Here is a 22,269-nt window from a genome sequence, read left to right as displayed (position 1 = left end):
CCCCTCACGCGCCCGCGGCCGGCGCCGGCTCGGGCGCGGCAAGCCACTCGCGCCCGCGCAGCATCGCCTTCCAGTAGATCGGCGGCAGGAGCTTTTCCTTCAGCAGCCAGGCCAGCCGCGAGGGGCGCGTGCCGTCGATGACGAATTTCGGGAAGCTGGGCTTGAGCGCGCCGCCATAGCCGAACTCGGCCAGCACGATCTTGCCCCGCTCGACCGTCAGCGGGCACGAGCCGTAGCCGTCATAGGTGGCGACCGGCGCCTTGCCGTCGATGTCGGCGATCACGTTCTCGGCCACCACGGGCGCCTGCTTGCGCGCGGCGGCGGCGGTCTTGGCGTTGGGCGCGTTCATCACGTCGCCAAGCGACCAGATGTTCTCGTATCGCTTGTGGCGCAGCGTGGCCGGGTCCACGTCCACCCACCCCGCCTCGTCCGCAAGGGGCGAGACGCGCACGAAATCCGGCGCGACCTGCGGCGGCGTGACGTGCATCATGTCGAACTCCATCTCGACCTGGCGCGGCTCCTTGTCGGGCTCGCGCACCTCGAACACCGCCTTGCGCGCGGGGCCGTCCACGGCGATCAGGTTGTGGAAGAAGTTCAGCCGGGCGTCGTAGCGCTTCACGTACTCCATCAGCGCGGGGACGTAGTCCTTGACGCCGAACAGCACGCCGCCCGCATTGTTGAAATGCACCTCGATGTCCTTGAGCACGCCCTGCCGCAGCCAGTGATCGGCGGACAGATACATCGCCTTCTGCGGCGCGCCGGCGCATTTGATGGGCATGGGCGGCTGGGTGAAGATCGCGCGCCCCGAGCGCAGGCCGCGCACCAGCTCCCAGGTGTAGGGCGCAAGGTCGAAGCGGTAGTTCGAGGTCACGCCGTTGCGGCCCAGCGTCTCGGGCAGGCCGGCGATCTTCTCCCACGCCAGACGCAGCCCCGGCGCCACGATCAGCCGCCCGTAGCGCACCACCTTGCACCCGTCCAGAACCACGGCGTCGTTCTCGGGCTCGAAGGCGGCGACGGCGGCCTTGATCCAGCGCACCCCGTCGGGAATGACCTGCGCCATGGGCATGACCGTCTGGCGCGGCGCGAACACGCCGCCGCCCACCAGCGTCCAGCCCGGCTGGTAGTAGTGCACGTCGGCCGGGTCGATGATCGCCACGTCCAGATCGGGCCGGCGGCGCTTGAGGCTGGCCGCGACCGCGACGCCGCCCGCCCCCGCGCCGACGATGAGCACGTCGTGGCGCTCGTCGCCGGCTTCGGGGCGCGGCAGGCGCCCGCCATTGGCCAGGCGCCGGGCGACGCCGGACAGGTCGTAGCCGGCGGCCTTGGCGGCGGCGAGGATGTCGGGCAGCGGGCGCGCGCCCTCGCGGGCCTGGGCCAGCGCCCAGAGCGTGGCCGAGCGCGTGCCCGTGCGGCAATAGGCCAGGATCGGCCCGGGCAGCTCGTTCAGCGCCTGGGCGAAGGCCTCGGCGTCCTCGTCGCGCACCGCGCCCGAGACCACGGGCAGATGGCGCGCCTCGACGCCGGCCGCGCGCGCGGCGGCTTCGATCTCGGCGAAGGCGGGCTGGTCGGGCCCCTCGCCGTCGGGGCGGTTGCAGATGATGGCGCGATAGCCCCGCGCGGCCAGATCCGCGACCTCCTCGGGCGCGATCTGCGGCGCGACCGACAGGCGCGCGTCAAGTTTCCTGGCGTCCATGACGAAATCCCTTCCTCCCACGCGGCGCGCCCCGTTCGGGGGCGCGCCAAAGCTGCCGCGCAACGCGTTCGGCAAGCCGCGCTCAGAGCTTGTTGATCGGCACCTTGAGCATCTCGTTGCCGTCCTTGTCGCGCGGGATGCGGCCGGCGCGGATGTTCACCTGGATCGAGGGGATGATCAGCGTCGGCATGGACAGCGTCTTGTCGCGCTCGGTCCGCAGCTTGATGAACTCTTCGCGCGTGCGCCCGCCGCCGACATGGATGTTGTGGGCCTTTTCCTCGGCGACGGTGGTCTCCCACTTCACCTCGCGGCCGCCGGGCTTGTAGTCGTGGCACATGAACAGGCGCATCTCGTCGGGCAGGCTGAGCACCTTCATGATCGAGTCGTAGAGCATGCCCGCGTCGCCGCCGGGGAAGTCGGCGCGCGCCGAGCCGCCGTCGGGCATGAACAGCGTGTCGCCCACGAAGGCCGCGTCGCCGATCACATGCGTCATGCAGGCGGGCGTGTGGCCCGGCGTGTGCATGGCGAAGGCCTGCATGTTGCCGATCATGTAGGTGTCGCCGTCCTTGAACAGGGCGTCGAACTGGCTGCCGTCGCGCTGGAACTCGGTGCCCTCGTTGAAGATCTTGCCGAAGACCTCCTGCACGATCCTGATGTTCTCGCCGATGCCGATCTTGCCGCCCAGCTTCTGCTGGATGTAGGGCGCGGCCGACAGGTGGTCGGCATGGGCGTGGGTCTCGATGATCCACTGCAGCTCCAGCCCGCGCTCGCGGATGCGGGCGATGAGCATGTCGGCGTGATCGAAGGTGATGCGCCCGGCGGCGTAGTCGATGTCCATCACGCTGTCGATGACCGCGCAGGCGTTCGAGGTCGGGTCCTTGACGATGTAGCTGATGGTGGCCGTGGCCTCGTCATAGAAGCCCTCGACCTCGGGGCGGACCTGCATGTTCACCGGATAGCCCGCGATCGGGCGGGCGATCTCTTCGCTCATGCGGGCGTTGTGCGCGTCCATGCGCTGCTGCTGGTTCATCTCGTTCATGGCCTGTCTCCTGATCCGTCGCGGGGCGGCGTCAGCACTCCTTGCAGGTGCGGATGCCGAGAATGCGGTAGAGGGGGCACATGCTGACGGCGGCGGTGGCCAGCATCACCACGCCGACGATCGCCGCCAGCCAGAAGCCCGCGCCCTCGCGCGCCGGCGCCCAGTCCGAGGCGAAGGCGAGCCAGAGCGCCGCCAGCCCGATCAGGGCGCGGATCGCGCGGTCGATGGTTCCAACGTTCCTGGTCATGTCTTCATCCTCCTGGACGGTTTGCGTGAGAAACATATGGAGACGCCGCGCGCCGCCTTCAGTGACTAGGTCACACAACGCGCGATTTTCTCGCCCCCGCCCTCAGGCCGAGGCGGCGAAGCGCGCCAGCGCCTCGCGGTCGGAAAGGCGCACGCGCCCGCGCCCCTGCTCGATCCAGCCGCGGCGCTGGAACTCGGCCAGCTGGCGCGAGACCACCTCGCGCGCGGTGCCCAGCTCGGCCGCAAGGTCCTGATGGGTGACGCGCGCGACGCCCTCCTCGTCGGCCAGCTGGCACAGGCGCTCGGCGATGCGCAGGTCCATGCGCCCGAAGACCACGTCCTCGACCACGCGGAACAGCTCGATCATGCGGTGCGAGTAGGCGGCGAAGACGAAGTCGCGGAACTCGGGCGAATCGGCCAGAAGCGCCTCGAAGGTGGCGCGCGGCGCCTCGGCGGCGACCACGTCGGTCTCGGCCACGCCCTCGGCATGATAGCTTTGCTCGGCGAACAGGCAGGCGGCGGTCATCACGCAGCTTTCCCCCGCCGCGACGCGGTAGAGCACGATCTCGCGCCCGCCGCGCGAGGTCTGGTGCACGCGCACCGCGCCCGACAGCAGGAACAGCATGCCGCGCGCCTTCTCGCCGGGGCCGAAGACGCGCTCGCCGGCGGCGAAGCGGCGCAGGCGCGCGGCGTCCTCGAGCTTGCGGCGCAGCGCCGGGCTCAGCCGCGCCAGTCCGGCGAAGCGCCCCGTCCAGCCCGCATGGGCGCCCAGGGCGCCGGGGCGCGGCGCGGCGGGAGCGACGGTTTCCTTCACTTCGGCTCTCCTGCTCGTTGCACGCGACAACCTAGCGCAAGGCAAGCGATCAGGGAAGAAACCACACGAATTTTTCGCACAAATCCCGCCGCGCCGCCCGCGCGCTCAGGCCTGCGCCGCTTCGGGCGCGCCGGCGCGCTCGCGCGCGCGTTCGGCGCGGATGGCGCGCAGCGCGTCCTCGACCGCGGGGGCGTAGCGCGCCGCGGGCCGCCGCAGGCCATGGGCCAGCAGCACCCGGCGGATGTCGCGCCGCGCGCCGGTCAGCCAGAGCGTCACGCCGCGCCGGCGCATCTTGCGCGCCAGCTCCTCGATCATGCTGGCGCCGGTGGAATCGAGCATCGGCGCCTCGGAGAAATCGATGATGAGCGCGCGGTGCGTGTCCTGGATGCGGTCCAGCACCGAGGCGATCGAGGCCGCCGCGCCGAAGAACAGTACGCCGCGGATGCGGTAGACCACCACGTCGGGGTCCGCGGCGGCGGCCTCGTCATAGGGGCGGCGGGGCTCGGCGTCGTCGGGCATGTCCTGCGGAACCAGCGGGGTTTCGGCGGCGATGGCGGTCATGCGGCTCATGCGGTGGATGAACAGCACCGAGCCCAGCGCCACCCCCGCCACGATCGCCTCGGTCAGGTCGCGGAAGACGGTCAGCAGGAAGGTCAGCGCCAGCACCATCGTCTCGCCCGCGCCCGAGCGCGCCAGCGCGGCGATGGCCGGGCGCTCGATCATGTTCCAGGCCACGACCGCCAGGATGCCCGCCAGCGCCGCCAGCGGCACGTAAGAGGCCAGCGGCGCAGCGACCAGCACGAACAGCAGCAGGAACAGCGCGTGCAGCATGCCCGACACCGGCCCATGTTCGCCACGCCCTGCGCGACCAGTTCGCAGTTCGACCGGCGCCGCCGCCCGGTCATGCCGTCGGCCACCACCGCCGAGAGCAGCGATTCGATGGCGCCGAGCATGGCGAAGGAGGCCGCGGCGGGCAGCACCTCGAGCACCCTGGCCGGCGAAAGATCCGGCAGCCGCGGCGCCGGCAGGGTCGAGGGAATGCCGCCGAAGCGCGATCCGATGGTCTGCACCGGCAGATCCAGCGCCGCGACCGCCGCCGCCGCGGCCGCCGTCGCGATCAGCATGCCCGGCCAATGGGGCCGTCAGCGCCGCAGCGCAAGGATCGCGCCCGCCGTCGCCGCCGACAGCGCCGCGGCCTGCGGCGTGACCGTGTCGCGCGCGGCCCACAGCGCGGGGATCTTCTCGAGCAGCGGCCCCGGCTCGTGCGTCAGGTTCATCCCCAGAAGCTCGCGCAGCTGGCTGGCGAAGATGATGACCGCGATGCCCGAGGTGAAGCCCACCGTCACCGGGAAGGGAATGAACTTGACGAACGCGCCCAGCCGCAGAAGCCCCACCGCGGCCAGGATGATCCCCGAAAGGAAGGTCGCCAGGATCAGGCCGTCCATCCCGTGCCGGACCGCCGTCGCCGAGACCAGCACGATGAAGGCGCCCGCCGGCCCGCCGATCTGAAAGCGCGAGCCGCCCAGCAGCGACGCCAGGAACCCGCCGACGATGGCCGTCCACAGCCCCTGCGCCGGAGTCGCGCCCGAGGCGATGGCGATGGCCATGGACAGCGGCAGCGCCACGATGGCCACGGTCAGGCCCGCCACGGCGTCGGCGCGCAGATGGCCAAGGCCATAGCCTTCGCGCAGGACGGTCACGAGCTTGGGCGTGTAAAGATCGGCGAAGCCTGGCGTTTCGGGCGCAGAAGCTGGAATGCGGTTCATGTCCGGCGGCGCCTTGGGTGAGGTCGCGGCAGGATCGTCCGTCAGCGCTGGGCGGTCGCCGTCGCGTCGGTTTCGTTCCGAGCCTGGGCGCAAGAGGATCTGAGGCGCACGCCGCGCCCGCCCGCAGGGCTTGCCGCCCCCTCGCCGATCAGCTCGACCCCCGCAAGCTCGAACGCCTCGATCACCCGCGTCAGACTGTTGGCCGAACCGCGCACGACGCCCTCGCTGGCCTCCATGCGCTGGATGGTCGGAACCGACAGGCCCGACAGCTCGGCCAGAGTCTTCTGGTCCATTCCAAGCAGCGCCCGGGCGGCGCGCATCTGTGCGGCGGTGATCATGGCGACTCGCTCTTGCAGAGGCGATGCATATCCTGAACATCCGAATGGATGTTTAAAGCCCATTTATTGATGTTCAAGACATCATTCACGGTCGGCGCGGGGGCGCGGCCCCGAATGGGGCGGCGGGCGGCGCAGCTCTTCGGCGATGCGCCGGCGGGCCTCGGGCGAAAGGGTGGCGGCGAAGGCGACGAAGGCGTCGTCGGCGACGTCGCGCATGCTGCGCTCGGCCTCGCGCGCCGCACGCAGGGCCGCGCGCAGCGCGTCGGCCGAGAAGGGCTCGGCCGCCAGGGCCCGCGCCAGCTGCGCGCGCGCCGCGTCGCGCCGATCGCGCGCCGCGCGCAGCTCGTCGCGATGGGCGCGCATCAGCTCATGGGCGCGCGCGCGCTCGTCCTCGGGCATCATGCGCATCACCCGGCGCAGGGTGAAGCGGTCGAAGCCGGCGGGCGCGGCCTGGTCATGGGGATGGCCATGCAGGCGCAGCGCCAGCCCCGCCGCCGCGCCGATGAACAGAAGGTTCAGGCACAGCGACGCCGCCAGCGCCCAGCGCGCCGGCCCCCAGCGGCGCGCGGAGGGCGCGGGCGCCTCGCCGCGCGGCGCTTCGGTCGGGTCGAGGTCGTGCTTGTCTTGGGCCATGTCAGCGTGCGTCCTGTTCAAGTTCGGCGTCGATCTCGGCGAAAAGCGGCTGGGACAGAAGGTCGGCGCCGGCGTCGGTCTCGAGGCCCGCCGCGGCCGGGAACGCGGTCGAAAGCGCGGCCATGTTCGCGCCCGCGGGCAGCGCCGCATAGCCCAGCCATGCGCCCAGCATCAGGCTGGCGGCCATCGCCGCGCCCGCGCCGGCGGCGCCCGTCAGCGCCCGGCGCGCCGCCCCGAGGAGGCGGCGCGCCCCCGCCCTGCCCCGCCGCGCCTCGGCCGCCGGGGGGCGCGGAGGGCGCGCGGCCTCGGGCGGCGCGGCGCCGGCCTGCGCCTCGGCCGCGGCCAGGATGCGCGCGCTCAGCCCGGGCGATGGCGCCTCGGCTTCGGCGGCCAGAGCGTCGAGCGCACGCCACAGCGCGGCCGCTCCGGCCTGCACCGCCCGCGCCTCGGCCGATGCCTCGAGCAGCGCCAGCGCGCCCGGCCGCGCCGCGGCGGGCCAGTCGTCGAGGTCGGGGCCGTGGCGCAGCGCCAGATCCTCGAACTGCGCAAGGGTCATGGGCGCGCGGACCGGATCGTTGGGGCTCATGGCCGTCTCCTTTCATCTGCCGGCGCACGCGCGCCGCCGGCGGGCGCTGCCAGGCGCTGCGCAAGGCGGCGCCGGGCGCGGGCCAGAAGGCTTTCGACCGCCTCGACGCTGACGCCAAGGCGCTCGGCGATCTCGGGGTTCGACATCTCGGCGAAATGGCGCATGGTCAAGGCGGCGCGCTGGCGGTCGGGCAAGGCGTCGATCTCGGCGCGCAGGCGCGCGGCCTCTTGCCGGGCCGAGATGCGCTCGAGCGCCGAAGGCCCCTCATCCTCGCGATCGGGCGGGGGCGCGTCGCTCATGCGCGCGCGGCGGCGCAGGCGGTCGATGCACAGATTGGCGACCACCCGGTGCAGCCATGTGCCCGGCGCCGCCTGCCCCGCGCGCCAGCTCGGCGCCTGACGCCAGAGCCGCAGGAAGGCCTCCTGCGTCACGTCCTCGGCCTCGTGCCGGTCGGCGAGCATGCGCATGGCCACCGCCAGCGCGCGCGGGGCGAGCCGCTCGGTCAGCAGCTGCGCGGCGCGCCGGTCGCCGGCGGCGAAGCGCGCCATCAGCGCGTCGTCCTCTTCGGGCGCGCCCGCCTCGGCCGGGGCTTCGCGCGCGCTTTGGGCGTCAAGCGGCATGGCCATGCGTCCCGCGCCGTCCTTTCCGTTCGAGCCCGCGGCCGCCGCAACGGCCGCGGGCGAGGCCCGGTCAGATCACTCGCATTCCATCATGCGCCTGGGACCATGCTCGGGTCCATGACCGTCGCGCGGACCTTCGCCGCCGCGCGGACCGTGGCCGTGGCGCGGACCCTCGCCGCCATGCATGCGCGCGTGGTGCTCGCGCATCAGCTTCATGCGCTCGGCGGCCTCTTCCCTGGTGACGACGCCGTCGTCATTCGCGTCGAGCATGTCGAACATCATCGCCCGGCGCGCGGCCTTGTCGGCGTCGACGGCGGCCAGCTCCTGCTCGGAAAGGGCGCCGTCGCCGTCCTTGTCCATGCGCGAGACCATGCCCGCGGCCTTGCGCGCCATGCGCTCGGCGCGCATCGCCTCCATGCGCGCGACAAGCTCCTTGGCCGTGACCTTGCCGTCGCCGTCGGCGTCGATGGCGGCGAAGGCGCCGAGGGGGCCGGCGGCCATCTCGGCGCGGTCGATCTTGCCGTCGCCGTTGGCGTCGTGGCGCTCGAAGATGCGCTCGGGGCCATGGCGGGGCCCGTCGCCCGGCCCCATGGCCTGCGCGGCCGCCATGCCGGCGGCGCCCAGCGCGGCCAGGGCGGCGGCGGCGAAGGCGGCGGTTCTCAGTCCCGAGAGTTTCGATGCGTTCATCACGCGCGTCTCCTTGTCATGTCGTTGCCGTCCCAGGGGCGGCGCGCGGCGCGCCTTGCCGACCAGGGGACGCAGCTTCAACGGCCGCCAGGGCGGGTTCCGTCGCGCGGCGTCGATTTTTTTCGCGCCCCGCTCCGCGGCGCCCACCGCGCGAGCGCCGGGAAGCCGCAGGCCGAATCGGGCCGAACCGGGCCGAACGGGGCCGAACCGGGCGGGCGCGGCCACGCAAGCGCGGCGGCGGCCGAGGCGGCGGCGATCGGGCGGCGATCCGGCGGCCGCGAGTCCGGCGCGGCGCGCGCAAGCGGCGGCGCGGTCCGATCGCCCGCGCGCCCGCGGCGCGGCTGCGACACGGCGCCGCGAGGCGTCGGGCCGCTTGGCGCCGCCGCGCGGAAAGGTCCACATTGGCGCGCATGAGCACCGAACGCACATCCGACGATCCCGCGCCCCCCGCGCCGCGCCCGCTCGGCCTCGCCCTCAAGCGCGGCTGGCGGCGCCAATGCCCCAACTGCGGGGGCGGCGGGATGATGGACGGCTACCTGACCGTGCGCGACCGCTGCGTCGTCTGCGGGGCCGAGCTGTTCCACCATCGCGCCGACGACATGCCCGCCTGGGGCACGATCCTGATCGTGGGCCACGTCATCGCCCCGGCCATGCTGACCGTCTACGACCTGTGGGACCCGCCGCTGTGGGTGCACTGGACGCTGTGGCCGCTGCTGGCGCTGGCGCTGACGCTGGCGCTGCTGCCGCGGGTGAAGGGCATGGTGGTCGCCTATCAGTGGGCGCACCGCATGGGCGGGTTCGAGACCGCCGCGCGCTGAGGCCGCGGCCGCTGGACAGCCCCGCGCGCCGACGCCATAGTCGCCGGGCAGGAGAGCAATCATGTCCGACCAGGCCCCCCGCCCCGACGAGGCGCGCGCAAGCACGAGCAACGACACCCCCGGCCGCGGCCGCGAGGATCGTCCCCGCAAACCCGCGCCGGTTCCGCGCGACGCGGCGACGCTGATCCTGGCGCGCCGCGACGCGGATGCGCCGCGCGTGCTGATGGGTCAGCGCGGCGCCGGCGCCAGCTTCATGCCGTCGAAATTCGTCTTTCCCGGCGGCGCGCTCGACCCCGAGGACGCGCACGCCGCCGCCGAGCTGCTGCCCGCGCTGCGTCCGGCCTGCGCCGCGCGCCTGTCCAAGGCCGCGCCCGAGGGGCTGGCGCTGCCTCTGGCCATGGCCGCGATTCGCGAGACCTTCGAGGAAACCGGCCTGGCGCTGGGGCGGCCCGACCCGCGCGCGGCGCAGCTTGCCCGGGGCGCGCCGGCAAGCTGGCGGGCGTTCTACGAGCTGGGCCTGGTTCCGGCGGTCGATTCGCTGCGCTTCATCTTCCGCGCCGTCACGCCGCCCTCGCGGCCCAAGCGTTTCGACGCGCGCTTCTTCCTCGCCGACGCGGCGGCGCTGCATTCGGACCCCGACGCGCTCGAGGGCTGCGGCGAGCTGAGCCATCTGCGCTGGCTGACGCTGGCCGAGGCGCGGCGGCTGGAGCTGCCGCTCATCACCGAGGTGGTGCTGGCCGAGGTCGAGGAGATCCTTGCCGAGGATCCCGACAAGGACCGCCCCGCGCCGTTCTTCCATCATGACGAGGACCGCTCCTGGTTCGACGCGCTCTGACGCGCCGGGCCGCGGGCGGCGACGAGGAGCGGCGCGCGATGACCGGACAGGGCGCGGGTCTGACCGCGGCGATCGCCACCGTTTCGATCGCGGGCTTCGGCCTGTCGATGACCCATCCGCTGATCGCGTTGCTGCTCGAACGCGCGGGGGCGAGCGGGCTCGAGATCGGGCTCAACGCCGCCGCCCCCGCCGCGGCGATGCTCGCGGGCGGGCTGGTCATGCCGCGCGCGCTGCGGGCGGTCGGCGCGGCGCCGCTGCTGCTGGGCGCGTGCGTGACGCTGGCGGCGACGCTGCTGCTGTTCAAGCCGCTGTCGGGCTTCGGCTGGTGGACGGCGCTGCGGGGGCTGCACGGCCTGGCGGCGACGGCGGTCTTCTTCGCCTCCGAGCTGTGGATCGTGGCCGTCGCCCCGCCCGAGCGGCGCGGCTGGCTGATCGGCGTTTACGCGCTGTGCCTGTCGCTGGGATTCCTGGCCGGCCCGCTGACGCTGAGCCTGGTCGGCGTCGAGGGCTGGGCGCCTTTCCTGGCGGCGGCGGGCGCCTCGCTTGCGGCGGGGGCGCCGGTGCTCTGGGCCTGGCGCGCGGCGCCGGCCTCGCTCAGCGCGGGCCCGGCCAAGCCGCCGCCCGTGCTCTTGCGCATGCGCACGGACCCGTCGCTGATGCTGGCGGTGGCGCTGTTCGGGATGATCGAGTTCGGCGGCTTTGCGCTCATGCCCGTATGGGCGCTCGGGTCGGGCATGGACCAGGACGCGGCGCTGCGCGTCTCGGCGATGCTGGCGCTGGGCAACGTGGCGCTGCAGCTGCCTCTGGGCTGGGCGGCCGACCGCTTCGACCGGCGCGCGCTGCTGGTCGGCGCGGCGGCGATCTCGGCCGCGGCGGCGGCGCTGATGGGGCTGAGCGTGGGCCGGGTCTGGGCGGTGATGATGTGGGCGGCGCTGCTGGGAGGCGTGGCGGTGGCGCTCTACACCGTGTCGCTGGCCGAGCTGGGAGCGCGCTATCAGGGCGACGCGCTGGCCGGCGCCACCGGCGCGGTGATGATGGCCTACGGCTTCGGCGCGCTGATCGCCCCGCCGCTGATGGGCCGGGCGATGGATGCCGCGGGCCCGGACGGTCTGCTCTGGACGCTGGGCGGCGCGGCGGGCGGATACGCCCTTTTCGCCGCGTGGCGCGCGCGGGCGAGGGGCGCGCCTTGACTTGGATGCGCCGAGGTGTATGAAGCGGGTTCCGGATTCAACGGGGCCGTCTTGCGCAAGCGCCCCTCACACGACGCGGGACCGCCCGCAAGGAGACCTGAGCCATGGCGAAGCCCACCACCGTCAAGATCCGCCTGAACTCCAGCGCGGGCACGGGCCACTTCTATGTGACGAAGAAGAACTCGCGCACCATGACCGAGAAGATGGTCGTGCGCAAATACGACCCCGTCGCGCGCAAGCACGTCGAATACAAGGAAGGCAAGATCAAGTAAGCCGCCTTTCCCTTGCGCCGAAAACACGCCCGACGGCCCCGGCCGCCGGGCGTTTTCGCGTTCGGCAAGCGTTTCGCAACCTCGGCCCGTCAGTGTGCCCCGGCAGGGGCCGCCGGCGCGGCGATTCGCGCCCCGGCCGTGGGGATGATTGCCGAGGGGGGAAGGGATGGCCGGACAAGGGGCGATCGCCGCCGAGGAGCGGCGCGGCGCCGGGATCGGGCGCGACGCGCGGCGCGGGGCCGCGGCGGCGGCGCTGGGCGTGGCGCTGACGGCGGCGGCCGCGGCGGCGCTTGCCGCGGCGCTGCGCGAGGTCGATCCGCACAAGCTTTCGGCGGCGCTGCGCGCGACCCCGCCCCAAAGCCTGGCGCTGGCGGCCGCCGCGACCATGGCCGGATACGCCGTGCTGATCGGCTACGATCTGGCGGCGCTCAGATGGCTGGGCCGGCCGCTTGCGGCGCGGCGCGCGGCCGCCGGCGCGCTGGCCGCCTTCGCGATCGGCAACACGCTGGGCTTCGGGGCGCGGCCGTGCGCTGGCGGCTCTACCGGCGATGGGGGCTTGGCGCGGCGGATGCGGCCGCGGTGGCGGGCTTTGCGGCGCTGTCATTCTTCCTGGGCATGGCGGCGATCGGCCTCGGCGCGCTGTTGCTGGCGCCAGACGCGCTTGGCCCCGCGGCGCCATGGCCGCCCGAAACGGTGCGCGCCGGGGCGGCCGCGGCGGCGCTGACGGCGGCCGCGGCGCTGCTCCTGACCGCGCGGCGGCGGGCGCCGCTGCGCCTTGGCAAGCTTCGCCCGCCCGCGCCCGGCCCCCGCATGATCGCGGGACAGCTGGCGGTGACGCTGGCGGATCTGGCCTTTGCCGCGTTGGCCCTTCACGCCCTGCTGCCGCCCGAAGCGGCGCCCGGCTTCGGGCGCTTTCTGGCGGTGTTCTGCGTCGCGACCATGGCGGGGGTGATCAGCAACGTACCCGGCGGACTTGGGGTGTTCGAGGCGGTGATCGCCGCGTCGCTCGCCGCCGACGCCCCGATCGAGGCGCTGGCCGCCGCCCTGGCGCTCCACCGGCTGATCTATTTCCTGATCCCCTTCTCCCTGAGCGCGGCGGGGCTCGGTGCGCTCGGCCTTGACGCGCATCGGCGCATTCCCGCGCTGATCGCCAGCGCCAGAGCCGCCGCCATGCCCGCCGCCGGTCCGCTGAGCGCGGGCGCCGCCCTGATCTGCGGCGCCGCGCTGGCGCTGCTGCCCTGGGCGGACGAGCCCAAGGCGACGGCGGCGCGCATCTCGGCGGTGTGCGGCGCGGCGCTGCTCATGCTGATCGGCGGGCTGTCGCGGCGCGTGGCCGGCGCGCCGCCTCTGGCCGCCGGGGCCGCGATCTGCGGCGCGGCGGCGGCGGCGGCCGCGGGCGACGGCGTGACGGCGGCGGTGGTGGCGTCCGCGGCCGCCATCCTCGCGCCGCTGCGCCCGGCATTCGACCGGCCGGCCAGGCTGGCCGCGGCCGCCGCCTCGCCGCGGCGAATCGCCCGTCTCGCCGCCACCGCCGGCGCGGCGGCGCTTTTCGCCGCGCTGGCCGCGCGCAGCGGCTCGGCCGACGCCCCGCCCGGCCTCGCCCTTGCCGCCAGCGCGGCGCTGGCGCTGGCCGCGGTCTGGCGCGCGCTGGGCCCCGCTCCCGCCGCGATGCGCGCGCCCGACGCGGATGCCCCTGCCGCCGCCGCGGCCATCATCGACCGCCACGGCCCGCCCGAGGCCGAGATGGCGATGTCCGCCGACAAGGCGTTGTTCTTCTCGCCGGACGAGGACGCCTTCATCATGTTCGCGCCGCAGGGGCGTTCGTGGATCGCCTATGCCGACCCGGTCGGCCCCGAGACGTCCCTGCCCGCCCTCATCGACGCCTTCTGCGACGCGGCGCGCGCCGCCGGCGCCCGGCCCGTCTTCTACGAAACCTCCGACCGGCTTCTGGCGCACTGGATCGACCGGGGCATGCGCGTTCGCAAGATCGGAGAAGAGGCGCTGGTCAGCCTCCCCGACTGGAGCCTGTCGGGCCGCCGCCACAGAACCCTGCGCAACGCCTGCAGCAAGCTGCGGCGCGAGGGCCTTGCGGCCGAGCTGCACCTGCCGCCCCATGCGCCCGCGCTTCTCGACGCGCTCGAGGACGTTTCGCGCGAATGGCTGGCGAGCAAGGGCGGGCGCGAGAAACGCTTCTCGGTCGGCGCCTTCGACCGCCGTCGCCTGTCGCGCCAACCCGTTCTGACCCTGAGCGAGAACGGCCGCCTCGTCGCCTTCGCCAGCCTTCTCGCGCCGGCGGGCGGCGCGCGCGCGGCGATCGACCTGATGCGCCACCGCGCCTGCGGACGGCGGGTGATGGATCTGCTGTTCGTCGAGCTCATCGAGGCCTGCAAGGCCCGCGGCATGCGCGAGCTCAGCCTCGGCATGGCGCCGCTCGCCGGGCTCGACGGCCGGCGCGGCGGGCATCTGTGGAACCGCCTCGGCGCGATCATCTACCGCCATGGCGGCGCGTTCTACAACTTCGCCGGCCTGCGCAACTTCAAGGCGAAGTTCGCGACGGACTGGCGGCCGCGCTATCTGGCGACGCCGGCGCGCAGCTCGACGCTGGGCGCGCTCAAGGACGCGGCCATGCTGATCGCAGACGGGCCGCTCGGCCTTGCGCCGCCGCGCGCGGCCCGGGCGCTGCGGCGCGCGACGCGGCCGCTGCGCCCGCGCGCGGAGGCGGGCCGAGCATCGCGCTCGCGCCCATCTTGCGCCGCACAAGAAGCCCTCCTAGGGTCCGCCTCCGCCGCCTCCTGCGGCCAAGCATCGTGATGAACACCGGAGTTCGCGTGCCATGAACCAGCTTTCCCGACCCCGCACCATCATCCGCGGCGCCATCCCCTCCGAGGCCCCGGCGGCGCTTTCGCGCCGCGCGCTGCTGGCCCTTGCCGGCGCGGCCCTGCTCGCCCCCGCGCGGGGGGGCGCCGCCGTCGCGGATCCGGCGCTGGCGCGCATCCGTCTGGCCGGGAAGCTGCGCGCGCTGGCGCCGCGTCTGCCCGCCGCCGCCTGCATGGCGCGGCTGTCGGGCGCGGATGCGCCGGCCTTGGCGCACATGCGCGACTGCTGGGCCGCCTTCCTCGGCGCCGCGCGGCGCCTGCGCGACGGAGACGAATCGCTCGGCTTCGCCGCCGAGAAGGATTTCCGCGCGCGCCAGGCGCTGGCCACCGCCGAAGCCGTCGGGCGCGTCGGCGGCGAAGCGGCCGAGCTTGCCGCCGAGACGGGGGCGCTGACCGGCGAAGCGTTCGACGCCGTCCTTCGAAACGCCGAATCGTTCGAGGCCCACGCCGCCGCCGCCTTCGCCGCGATCCGCGACGCGCATGGCGCCGCGGCGCGCTCGGTCGGCGCGGCGGTGCGGATGGACGTCGTCACGCGCCAGTCCCTGCTGGTCGAGCGAATCGCCCGCGAGGCCGCCCTTGCGGCCCTTGAACTGCGCCAGGCGCAGGAAGCGGCGCGCGGCATCGACCAGGATGCGCAGCTTTTCGCGGCCAGCCATGCGGCGCTGCGCAAGGGCGCGCCCATGCTGGGCATCGCCCCCCCGCCCGAGGGCGCGCGCGCCGCGCTGGCCCGCGCCGAAGAGCTGTGGCCCGATTTCGAGGCCGCCGCGCGCGCGCTTGCCGCGAGCGGCGCGGGGGCGGACGGGCTGAGCGCGGCGCGCGATGCGCTGGCGGCGGCGCTTGACGCGGCGGCCGACCGCTATGCCGGCCTGCCGCAGGGCGCCATCTGACGGGCTCCGCCCGGGACGCGCCGGACAGGGGCCGGCGCGTCAGCGCGCCGTCTCGGCCTTGAGCGGGCGCGCCAGCAGGGCAAGGATCGCCGAGTCGAGGCTTTCGCGCCCCTCGACCACCGCGCGCACGGCCTCGCAGATGGGCATCTCGACGCCGTGGCGGCGGGCCAGGGCGGTGACCGAACGCGCGTTGACCACGCCCTCGACCACCGGCCCGCCCGGCGCGGGCGCGGCCGCGCGCCCCTCGGCCGCCGCGCGCGCCAGCGCGACGCCGAAGGCGAAGTTGCGCGACTGTTCGGACGAGCAGGTCAGCGTCAGATCGCCCAGCCCCGACAACCCGGTCAGCGTCTCGGGATCGGCGCCCATCGCCGCCCCCAGCGCGCGGATCTCGGCGAGGCCGCGGGTGATCAACGCCGCGCGGGTGTTCAGCCCGTAGCCCAGGCCCTGGGCGGCGCCGCAGGCGATGGCGACCACGTTCTTGGCCGCGCCGCCGATCTCGACGCCGAGAAGATCGGTCGAGACATAGGGGCGGAACCGGGCCGAGGCGAAGGCCCGCGCCACGCTTTCGGCCAGGGCGCGCGAACGCGCGGCGACGACGACCGCGGTGGGCAGATCGCGCGCCACCTCGTCGGCGAAGCTGGGCCCCGACAGCGCCGCCAGCGGCCGCCCGGGCAGGGCCTCGGCGACGACCTCGGACATGAGCAGGCCCGAACCGGCCTCGACGCCCTTGGCGCAGATCGCCAGCGGCAGGTCGGGCGGGCAGACCGGCGCAAGGCGCGCGCAGCTTGCGCGCATCGCCTGCGAGGGCGTCGCCAGCGCGGCGGCGTCGGCCCAGGCCAGCGCGGCGGCCGGGTCGGCCTCGGCATGAACCGCATCGGGCAGGACGATGCCGGGCAGGCGCGCCTCGTTGCGGCGCTCGGCCTCGATGCGCCGCGCATGCTCGGCCGAGCGCGGGACGAGCAGCGCCTCGGACCCCGCGCGCGCGGCCGCGATGGCCAGCGCCGTGCCCCACGCCCCCGCTCCGATGACGGCGATGCGCCGCAAGGGCCGATCCGTTCGCGACATGCGCGCCTCCTTCGCCGCGGACGCCACGCGCCCGAGAATCCTTTTGCGACCCCCGCCGCGGCTCTCTATATACGGGCGGCGAGGCCGCCGCGCACCCTGCCAGAGCGTCGCCCAAGGCGCCGCGGGGACGGCCCGGAGCGGGCGCGCGCGCAAGGCGCCGCGCAACAGGAACGGATCATAGCGCATGCTCAGCAGGATTCTCGGCGCGTTCTCGTCGGACATGGCCATCGATCTCGGCACGGCGAACACGCTTGTTTACGTCAAGGGCCGGGGAATCGTGCTCAACGAACCCTCGGTGGTCGCCTTCGCGGTCAAGGACGGCAAGAAAGAGGTCCTGGCCGTGGGCGAGGAGGCCAAGATGATGCTGGGCCGCACGCCCGGCTCGATCCAGGCCATCCGGCCCATGCGCGACGGCGTGATCGCCGATTTCGACGTCGCCGAGGAGATGATCAAGCACTTCATCCGCAAGGTGAACCGCCGTGGCTCGTGGGCGGCGCCGAAGATCGTGGTGTGCGTGCCCTACGGCGCCACCCCGGTCGAGGAGCGCGCCATCCGCGAATCGGTCATGGCCGCGGGCGCGCGCAAGGCTGCCCTGATCGCCGAGCCCATCGCCGCGGCCATCGGCGCGGGCATGCCCATCAGCGAGGCCACCGGCTCGATGGTGGTGGACATCGGCGGCGGCACGACCGAGGTGGCGGTGCTGTCGCTGGGCGACATCGTCTATGCGCGCTCGGTGCGCGTGGGCGGCGACAAGATGGACGAGGCGATCATCTCGTATCTGCGCCGCTCGCAGAACATCCTGATCGGCGAGGCGACGGCCGAACGCATCAAGACCGCCATCGGCACCGCGCGCATGCCCGCCGACGGGCGCGGGCAGTCGATGGACATCCGCGGACGCGACCTGATGAACGGCATCCCGAAGGAGATCGAGGTCACGCAGGGGCAGATCGCCGAGGCGCTGGCCGAGCCGGTGCAGGCGATCAAGGAGGCGGTGATGAGCGCGCTCGAGGCCACGCCGCCCGACCTTGCGGCCGACATCGTGGACCGCGGCGTGATGCTGACCGGCGGCGGCGCGCTGCTGGGCGATCTGGACCTTGCGCTGCGCGAGCAGACGGGGCTGGCCATCACCGTGGCCGAGGATCCGCTCAGCTGCGTGGCGCTGGGAACCGGCAAGGCGCTGGAGCATGAGAAGGACCTCATGCACATTCTGAGCTACAAGAGCTGACCGCCCGCGGCCCCCGCCGCGCGCCGGCGCCCGCGCCAGGCGGGCCGCGCGCGGCGGCGCCCGCGCCGGGCGACGACGCACGGAGACCCGCGCGATGAGCGACGCCCGCATCCGACACGAGGACATGGCCCGCGCCGCCCGGCGCGCGGTCGCGGCCGCGCTGGCGGTGGCGCTGTTCGGGGTGTTCGTGCTGTGGCGCGCCGACAATCCGCGGCTCGAGCGCCTGCGCATGGCCGCGGCCGAGTGGCTGCGCCCCTCGCTCGAATGGACGGCGACGCCGGCGCGCTTCGTCTCGGACATGATCGCCGACTACCAGCGCTTCACCCGCGTCTACGCCCAGAACGCCGAGCTGCGGCGCGAGATCCAGCGCCTGCGCGCCTGGCGCGAGGCGGCCCGGCAGCTCGAGCAGGAGAACGCGCGTCTGCGCGCGCTCAACAACGTGCGCCTGGCGCCGGCGGCGGGCTTCGCGACGGGCGAGATCATCGCCGATGGCGGCGGCCCCTTCCTGCAGACGGCGCTGGTCAATGTGGGCGCGCGCGACGGCGTGCGCGACGGCGCGGCGGTGATGGACGGCTCGGGCCTGGTCGGTCGCGTGACCGGGGTCGGCCGCCATGTGGCGCGGGTGTTGTTCGTGACGGACCACTCGAGCCGGGTGCCGGTCACGCTGCTGCCCTCGGGGCGGCGGGCGATCATGGCCGGCGACGCCAGCGCCGCCCCGCTGCTGGCGCATGTGGAGAACCCCGATCATCCCGTGGCGGGCGAGCGCATCGTGACCTCGGGCGCGGGCGGCGTGTTTCCGCCCGATCTGCCGGTGGGGCTGGCGGTGATCGGTCCGCGGGGCAAGCCGCGGGCGCTGCTGTCGGCGGACATGAAGCGGCTCGAATTCGTGCGCGTGCTGCGCTACGAGCCGGACACGCGCATCGACGCGCCTGGCGGGCTGATCCTGCGCCCGGCGCCGTCCGGCGCGCCGCCGGCCGCGGGCGAGGATGCGCCGGACGGCGGCGCCGGGGGCGCCGGGCCGAACCCGGCCCCTGGCGCGGGCGCGGCGACGGGGATGGATTCGGGGACGGACTCGGGGGCGGGGCGGTGAACGCGCGCGGGCTCGAGCTGCTGCATGGCGGCGCGGCCCTGGCGGCGGCGTTGTTCGTCGCGCTGCTGCTGCAGCTGGCGCCGCTGGGGCTGCAGCCGGCCTCGGCGCCCTCGCCCGATCTGGTGTGGTGCGTGCTGGCGTGGTTCGCGCTCAACCGCCGCGACGCGCTGCCCGCGCCGGCCCTGGCGGCGGCGGCGCTGTTCGCCGATCTGGCGCTGGGCGGCCCGGCGGGCGCGGGGGCGCTGTGCATGTTCCTGACCGCGCAGGCGCTGTCGGCGCGCGCGGCCGTGGCCGACGCCGCCGCGCGCCCGCACGAGCCCTGGCGCGACTGGGCGGCGGCCTCGGCCGGCTCGGCGGCGGTGCTGCTGGGGCAGTGGCTGCTGATGCTGGTCTCGTTCGCCGGCGCGCCGCCCCTGTCGGATCTGTCGCTGCGCTGGGCGGCGACGACGGCGGCCTTTCCGCTGGCGGCGGCGGCGCTGCGCTACGGGCTGATGCTGCGCCCGCGCAGGAGCGCGTCATGAGCGCCCGGCGCGACGCGGGCGCGCTGACGCGCCGGGGGCTGGTGCTGCTGGGCGCGCAGGGCGCCCTGATGGGCGTGCTGGCGCTGCGCATGCGCCAGCTCCAGATCGCCGACGCCGAGCGCTTTCGCCTCATGGCCGAGGAGAACCGCGTCAACATCCGCCTCATTCCGCCCGCGCGCGGGCGCATCTTCGACCGCGAGGGCCGCCCCCTGGCGGTCAACCGGCAGAACTACCGCGTCGCCATCGTGCGCGAGGGAACGGACGACCCCGAAGAGACGCTGGCGCGCCTGGCCCGGCTGATCGACATCCCGCCCCGCGCGCGCGAGAAGGCCCTGCGCGAGCTGCGCGCCAAGCCCGCCTTCGTGCCCGTGGCGGTGGCCGAGCACCTGACCTGGGAGGAGTTCGCCCGCGTCAACGCCAACGCCCCCGCCCTGCCCGGCGTCGAGGTCGAGGCGGGGCTGACGCGCTTCTACCCGCAGGGCGAGCTGACGGCGCATGTGGTGGGCTATGTGGGCCGCGTTTCCGAGCGCGAGCTCAAGGAAGACGGCGGACGCACCCCGCTTTACCAGATTCCCGACTTCCAGATCGGCAAGTCGGGCGTCGAGCTCAAGGCCGAGGAGATCCTGCGCGGCGAGGCGGGCGTCAGCCGCATCGAGGTCAACGCGCTGGGCCGCGTCATCCGCGAGTTCGAGCGCGAAGAGGGCAAGCCCGGCGACGATCTGCAGCTGACCGTGGATCTCGAGCTTCAGCGCTACGCCATGGAGCGCATGAAGGACGAAAGCGCCGCCGCCTGCGTGCTGGACCTGACGACGGGCGACGTCGCGGCGCTGGCTTCGGCGCCGGGCTTCGATCCGAACAAGTTCGTCTTCGGCATCTCGTCGAAGGAGTGGAAGGCGCTGCTCGACGACCCCCACCGGCCGCTGTCGAACAAGACCGTCTCGGGGCAGTATCCGCCCGGCTCGACCTTCAAGATGGTGGTGGCGCTGGCGGCGCTCGAGGCCGGGGCGCTGGACCCGGCCGAGCGCGTCTTCTGCAATGGGCGCTACAAGCTGGGCACGTCCTGGTTCCATTGCTGGCGGCGCGGCGGGCACGGGCATGTGGACCTGCACCAGAGCCTGGCGCAGTCCTGCGACGTGTTCTACTACGAGATCGCGCGGCGCGTGGGCGTCGAGGCCATCGCCGACATGGCGCGGCGCCTTGGCCTGGGGCAGGCGCCGCCCCTGCCGCTGCCGGCGGTGCGCTCGGGGCTGATCCCCGACAAGGCGTGGAAGCGCCGCGCCCACAAGCGCGCCTGGCAGATCGGCGACACGCTCAACGCCGGCATCGGACAGGGCTATGTGCTGGCGACCCCGATCCAGCTGGCGGTGATGACGGCGCGCATCGCCACGGGCCGGCAGGTGACGCCGCGCCTTGTGCGCGCGCGCGCCGGGCTGCCGCTGCCGGCGCCCGAATTCGCGCCGCTGGGCGTCTCGGCCGCGCATCTGGCGCTGGTGCGCGACGGCATGTTCGGCGTCGTCAACGACGCGCGCGGCACGGCGCGCAAGTCGCGCATCGCGCAGGAGGGCATGGAGATGGCGGGCAAGACCGGCACCAGCCAGGTGCGCCGCATCACCGCCGCCGAGCGCGCCGCCGGCGTCATCCGCAACGCCGACCTGCCATGGGAGCGGCGCGACCATGCGCTGTTCGTCTGCTTCGCACCCTACCGGGCGCCGCGCTTTGCGGTGTCGGTGGTGGTCGAGCATGGCGGCGGCGGCTCGACCGCGGCGGCGCCGATCGCGCGCGACCTGATGATGCGCGCCCTGTTCGGCCCCGAACCGCCCATCACCGCCTATCCGCCCGCCGAGCGACGGCGCATCGAGGAAGAACGCCTGCGCCCGCCCGCCCCCCGCCCCGAACCGCCGCAGCGAGACCGCGCATGACCTTCCGCGACCTCGACCGCGACGAGCCCGCCACGCTGGGCGCCAAGCTTCTGCGCTTCAACTGGGCGCTGCTGCTCCTGGTGACGGCGGTGGCCTGCGTGGGCTTTCTGATGCTGTATTCGGTCGCGGGCGGGCGGCTCGAGCCCTGGAGCGCGCGGCAGATGGTGCGTTTCGCCATGGGCGTGGCGCTGATGATGGCCATCGCCATGATTCATGTGCGCTTCTGGCGCGCCATGGCGCCGCTGGCCTATCTGGGGGGGCTGGCGCTGCTGGCCGCGGTCGAGCTGTTCGGCTCGGTGGGCATGGGCGCGCAGCGCTGGATCGACCTCGGGTTCGTGCAGCTTCAGCCCTCGGAGGCGATGAAGATCGCGCTGGTGATGGCGCTGGCGCGCTATTACGACTGGCTCGACCGCGACAAGGTCTCGCGCCCGTTGTGGCTGCTGCCGCCGCTGGCGATGATCGCGCTGCCCATGGCGCTGGTGCTCAAGCAGCCCGATCTGGGCACGGCGCTGCTGCTGGGCGCGGGGGGCGCGGTGGTGATGTTCCTGGCCGGGGTCAGCTGGTGGTATTTCATCGCCGCGGCGGCCGCGGGCGCGGGGGCGGTGGCGGCGGTGATGGCCTCGCGCGGGACCGAGTGGCAGCTGCTCAAGGACTACCAGTATCGCCGCATCGAGGTCTTCCTCGACCCCTCCTCCGATCCGCTCGGGGCGGGCTATCACATCACCCAGTCCAAGATCGCCTTCGGCTCGGGCGGGCTGACGGGGCGCGGCTTCATGCAGGGCACGCAGGCGCGGCTCAACTTCCTGCCCGAGAAGCACACCGACTTCATCTTCACCACCCTGGCCGAGGAGTTCGGCCATGTCGGCTCGCTGGCGCTGCTGGGGCTATACGCGCTGATCGTGCTGTTCTGCACCGCCTCGATGCTGTCGAACCGCGACCGTTTCGGGGCGCTGATGACGGGCGGGCTGACGGCGACCTTCTTCTTCTTCTTCGCCGTGAACATGGCCATGGTGATGGGGCTGGCGCCGGTGGTGGGCGTGCCCTTGCCGCTGGTCAGCTATGGCGGCTCGGCCATGCTTGTGCTGATGATCGCCTTCGGGCTGATCCAGTCGGCGCATGTGCATCGCCCGCGCCGCGGGCTCTGAGCAA

Annotated in this window: 22 protein-coding genes and 1 pseudogene; 12 read left to right on the top strand and 11 right to left on the bottom strand. The window is 74.1% G+C overall.

Annotation, left to right across the window (positions count from 1 at the left end; translation table 11 throughout):
* Positions 1–4: 4 nt before the first annotated feature.
* The 10 genes and pseudogenes from BMW67_RS07690 to BMW67_RS15695 form a co-directional block, all read right to left on the bottom strand.
* Entirely contained in the window at positions 5–1,693 is a 1,689-nt protein-coding gene (locus tag BMW67_RS07690; RefSeq protein WP_072746139.1) for a bifunctional protein tyrosine phosphatase family protein/NAD(P)/FAD-dependent oxidoreductase, read from the bottom strand.
* Positions 1,694–1,775: 82 nt separating this feature from the next.
* A complete protein-coding gene (locus tag BMW67_RS07685; protein ID WP_091764193.1) occupies positions 1,776–2,660 on the bottom strand; it encodes an MBL fold metallo-hydrolase in 885 nt (294 codons plus the stop codon).
* Between the two features lie 103 nt (positions 2,661–2,763).
* Positions 2,764–2,979, bottom strand: coding sequence for a YgaP family membrane protein (locus tag BMW67_RS07680; RefSeq protein WP_072746545.1), 216 nt, complete (start codon positions 2,977–2,979; stop codon positions 2,764–2,766).
* A 102-nt stretch (positions 2,980–3,081) separates the two neighbouring features.
* Positions 3,082–3,792 (bottom strand): Crp/Fnr family transcriptional regulator, encoded by a 711-nt coding sequence (locus tag BMW67_RS07675; protein WP_245728482.1) that lies wholly within the window; start codon positions 3,790–3,792, stop codon positions 3,082–3,084.
* Between the two features lie 105 nt (positions 3,793–3,897).
* Positions 3,898–5,558: pseudogene (locus BMW67_RS07670) on the bottom strand (SulP family inorganic anion transporter).
* A 41-nt stretch (positions 5,559–5,599) separates the two neighbouring features.
* On the bottom strand, positions 5,600–5,896 hold the full coding sequence (locus BMW67_RS07665; RefSeq protein WP_072746140.1) for a helix-turn-helix domain-containing protein: 297 nt from the start codon (positions 5,894–5,896) through the stop codon (positions 5,600–5,602).
* Positions 5,897–5,977: 81 nt separating this feature from the next.
* On the bottom strand, positions 5,978–6,529 hold the full coding sequence (locus BMW67_RS07660) for a periplasmic heavy metal sensor (protein WP_072746141.1): 552 nt from the start codon (positions 6,527–6,529) through the stop codon (positions 5,978–5,980).
* A 1-nt stretch (position 6,530) separates the two neighbouring features.
* Positions 6,531–7,115, bottom strand: a complete 585-nt coding sequence (locus BMW67_RS15700) for a hypothetical protein (protein WP_072746142.1) — start codon at positions 7,113–7,115, stop codon at positions 6,531–6,533.
* Entirely contained in the window at positions 7,112–7,741 is a 630-nt protein-coding gene (locus tag BMW67_RS07655; RefSeq protein WP_218139762.1) for a sigma-70 family RNA polymerase sigma factor, read from the bottom strand. Before BMW67_RS07655 ends, BMW67_RS15700 begins: the two co-directional genes overlap by 4 nt.
* A gap of 69 nt (positions 7,742–7,810) precedes the next feature.
* Positions 7,811–8,422 carry an EF-hand domain-containing protein gene (locus tag BMW67_RS15695; RefSeq protein WP_177174490.1) on the bottom strand — a complete coding sequence of 204 codons (612 nt, stop codon included), beginning with the start codon at positions 8,420–8,422 and terminating at the stop codon, positions 7,811–7,813.
* A 410-nt stretch (positions 8,423–8,832) separates the two neighbouring features.
* On the opposite strand from BMW67_RS15695, the gene BMW67_RS07645 reads away from it, so the two are divergent.
* The 7 genes from BMW67_RS07645 to BMW67_RS07620 all read left to right on the top strand — a co-directional run bounded on the left by BMW67_RS07645 (position 8,833) and on the right by BMW67_RS07620 (position 15,300).
* Complete coding sequence (locus BMW67_RS07645; protein ID WP_072746549.1) at positions 8,833–9,240, top strand: DUF983 domain-containing protein; 408 nt, start codon at positions 8,833–8,835, stop codon at positions 9,238–9,240.
* Positions 9,241–9,301: 61 nt separating this feature from the next.
* Positions 9,302–10,075, top strand: a complete 774-nt coding sequence (locus BMW67_RS07640) for an NUDIX hydrolase (RefSeq protein WP_083581121.1) — start codon at positions 9,302–9,304, stop codon at positions 10,073–10,075.
* A gap of 38 nt (positions 10,076–10,113) precedes the next feature.
* On the top strand, positions 10,114–11,265 hold the full coding sequence (locus BMW67_RS07635) for an MFS transporter (protein WP_072746143.1): 1,152 nt from the start codon (positions 10,114–10,116) through the stop codon (positions 11,263–11,265).
* A 104-nt stretch (positions 11,266–11,369) separates the two neighbouring features.
* Positions 11,370–11,537 (top strand): 50S ribosomal protein L33, encoded by a 168-nt coding sequence (gene rpmG / locus BMW67_RS07630; RefSeq protein ID WP_072746144.1) that lies wholly within the window; start codon positions 11,370–11,372, stop codon positions 11,535–11,537.
* Between the two features lie 166 nt (positions 11,538–11,703).
* Positions 11,704–12,261, top strand: coding sequence for a hypothetical protein (locus BMW67_RS15975; protein ID WP_083581122.1), 558 nt, complete (start codon positions 11,704–11,706; stop codon positions 12,259–12,261).
* Positions 12,153–14,348, top strand: coding sequence for a phosphatidylglycerol lysyltransferase domain-containing protein (locus BMW67_RS16230; protein WP_083581123.1), 2,196 nt, complete (start codon positions 12,153–12,155; stop codon positions 14,346–14,348). The genes BMW67_RS15975 and BMW67_RS16230 overlap by 109 nt, the downstream gene beginning before the upstream one ends.
* Positions 14,349–14,370: 22 nt before the next feature.
* Positions 14,371–15,300, top strand: a complete 930-nt coding sequence (locus tag BMW67_RS07620; protein ID WP_072746146.1) for a type IV pili methyl-accepting chemotaxis transducer N-terminal domain-containing protein — start codon at positions 14,371–14,373, stop codon at positions 15,298–15,300.
* A 39-nt stretch (positions 15,301–15,339) separates the two neighbouring features.
* On the opposite strand, the gene BMW67_RS07615 is transcribed toward BMW67_RS07620, so the two are convergent.
* Positions 15,340–16,365: an NAD(P)H-dependent glycerol-3-phosphate dehydrogenase gene (locus tag BMW67_RS07615; protein WP_072746147.1), complete on the bottom strand. Its 1,026-nt coding sequence runs from the start codon at positions 16,363–16,365 to the stop codon at positions 15,340–15,342.
* Positions 16,366–16,549: 184 nt separating this feature from the next.
* Here BMW67_RS07615 and BMW67_RS07610 point away from each other — a divergent pair, with 184 nt between their 5' ends.
* The 5 genes from BMW67_RS07610 to rodA all read left to right on the top strand — a co-directional run bounded on the left by BMW67_RS07610 (position 16,550) and on the right by rodA (position 22,265).
* Complete coding sequence (locus BMW67_RS07610; protein ID WP_072746148.1) at positions 16,550–17,590, top strand: rod shape-determining protein; 1,041 nt, start codon at positions 16,550–16,552, stop codon at positions 17,588–17,590.
* Between the two features lie 94 nt (positions 17,591–17,684).
* Complete coding sequence (mreC, locus tag BMW67_RS07605; RefSeq protein WP_072746149.1) at positions 17,685–18,680, top strand: rod shape-determining protein MreC; 996 nt, start codon at positions 17,685–17,687, stop codon at positions 18,678–18,680.
* Entirely contained in the window at positions 18,677–19,201 is a 525-nt protein-coding gene (locus BMW67_RS15690; RefSeq protein ID WP_072746150.1) for a hypothetical protein, read from the top strand. The genes mreC and BMW67_RS15690 overlap by 4 nt, the downstream gene beginning before the upstream one ends.
* Positions 19,198–21,120 (top strand): penicillin-binding protein 2, encoded by a 1,923-nt coding sequence (gene mrdA, locus BMW67_RS07595; RefSeq protein WP_072746151.1) that lies wholly within the window; start codon positions 19,198–19,200, stop codon positions 21,118–21,120. The genes BMW67_RS15690 and mrdA overlap by 4 nt, the downstream gene beginning before the upstream one ends.
* Complete coding sequence (gene rodA / locus BMW67_RS07590; RefSeq protein WP_072746152.1) at positions 21,117–22,265, top strand: rod shape-determining protein RodA; 1,149 nt, start codon at positions 21,117–21,119, stop codon at positions 22,263–22,265. Before mrdA ends, rodA begins: the two co-directional genes overlap by 4 nt.
* Positions 22,266–22,269: the final 4 nt, after the last annotated feature.

This window comes from Oceanicella actignis (genome assembly GCF_900111545.1).
In the GTDB taxonomy this organism is placed as follows: Bacteria; Pseudomonadota; Alphaproteobacteria; order Rhodobacterales; family Rhodobacteraceae; genus Oceanicella; species Oceanicella actignis.
This window is presented reverse-complemented; position numbering and strand designations above follow the sequence as displayed.

Coding starts and splice junctions, on each gene's coding strand:
- BMW67_RS07690 (WP_072746139.1), bottom strand. CDS start 1,693: ATGGACGCCAGGAAACTTGACGCGCGCCTGTCGGTCGCGCCGCAGATC.
- BMW67_RS07680 (WP_072746545.1), bottom strand. CDS start 2,979: ATGACCAGGAACGTTGGAACCATCGACCGCGCGATCCGCGCCCTGATC.
- BMW67_RS07665 (WP_072746140.1), bottom strand. CDS start 5,896: ATGATCACCGCCGCACAGATGCGCGCCGCCCGGGCGCTGCTTGGAATG.
- BMW67_RS07660 (WP_072746141.1), bottom strand. CDS start 6,529: ATGGCCCAAGACAAGCACGACCTCGACCCGACCGAAGCGCCGCGCGGC.
- BMW67_RS15700 (WP_072746142.1), bottom strand. CDS start 7,115: ATGAGCCCCAACGATCCGGTCCGCGCGCCCATGACCCTTGCGCAGTTC.
- BMW67_RS07655 (WP_218139762.1), bottom strand. CDS start 7,741: ATGGCCATGCCGCTTGACGCCCAAAGCGCGCGCGAAGCCCCGGCCGAG.
- BMW67_RS15695 (WP_177174490.1), bottom strand. CDS start 8,422: ATGAACGCATCGAAACTCTCGGGACTGAGAACCGCCGCCTTCGCCGCC.
- BMW67_RS07645 (WP_072746549.1), top strand. CDS start 8,833: ATGAGCACCGAACGCACATCCGACGATCCCGCGCCCCCCGCGCCGCGC.
- BMW67_RS07640 (WP_083581121.1), top strand. CDS start 9,302: ATGTCCGACCAGGCCCCCCGCCCCGACGAGGCGCGCGCAAGCACGAGC.
- BMW67_RS07635 (WP_072746143.1), top strand. CDS start 10,114: ATGACCGGACAGGGCGCGGGTCTGACCGCGGCGATCGCCACCGTTTCG.
- rpmG (WP_072746144.1), top strand. CDS start 11,370: ATGGCGAAGCCCACCACCGTCAAGATCCGCCTGAACTCCAGCGCGGGC.
- BMW67_RS15975 (WP_083581122.1), top strand. CDS start 11,704: ATGGCCGGACAAGGGGCGATCGCCGCCGAGGAGCGGCGCGGCGCCGGG.
- BMW67_RS16230 (WP_083581123.1), top strand. CDS start 12,153: ATGGCGGCGATCGGCCTCGGCGCGCTGTTGCTGGCGCCAGACGCGCTT.
- BMW67_RS07620 (WP_072746146.1), top strand. CDS start 14,371: ATGAACCAGCTTTCCCGACCCCGCACCATCATCCGCGGCGCCATCCCC.
- BMW67_RS07615 (WP_072746147.1), bottom strand. CDS start 16,365: ATGTCGCGAACGGATCGGCCCTTGCGGCGCATCGCCGTCATCGGAGCG.
- BMW67_RS07610 (WP_072746148.1), top strand. CDS start 16,550: ATGCTCAGCAGGATTCTCGGCGCGTTCTCGTCGGACATGGCCATCGAT.
- mreC (WP_072746149.1), top strand. CDS start 17,685: ATGAGCGACGCCCGCATCCGACACGAGGACATGGCCCGCGCCGCCCGG.
- mrdA (WP_072746151.1), top strand. CDS start 19,198: ATGAGCGCCCGGCGCGACGCGGGCGCGCTGACGCGCCGGGGGCTGGTG.
- rodA (WP_072746152.1), top strand. CDS start 21,117: ATGACCTTCCGCGACCTCGACCGCGACGAGCCCGCCACGCTGGGCGCC.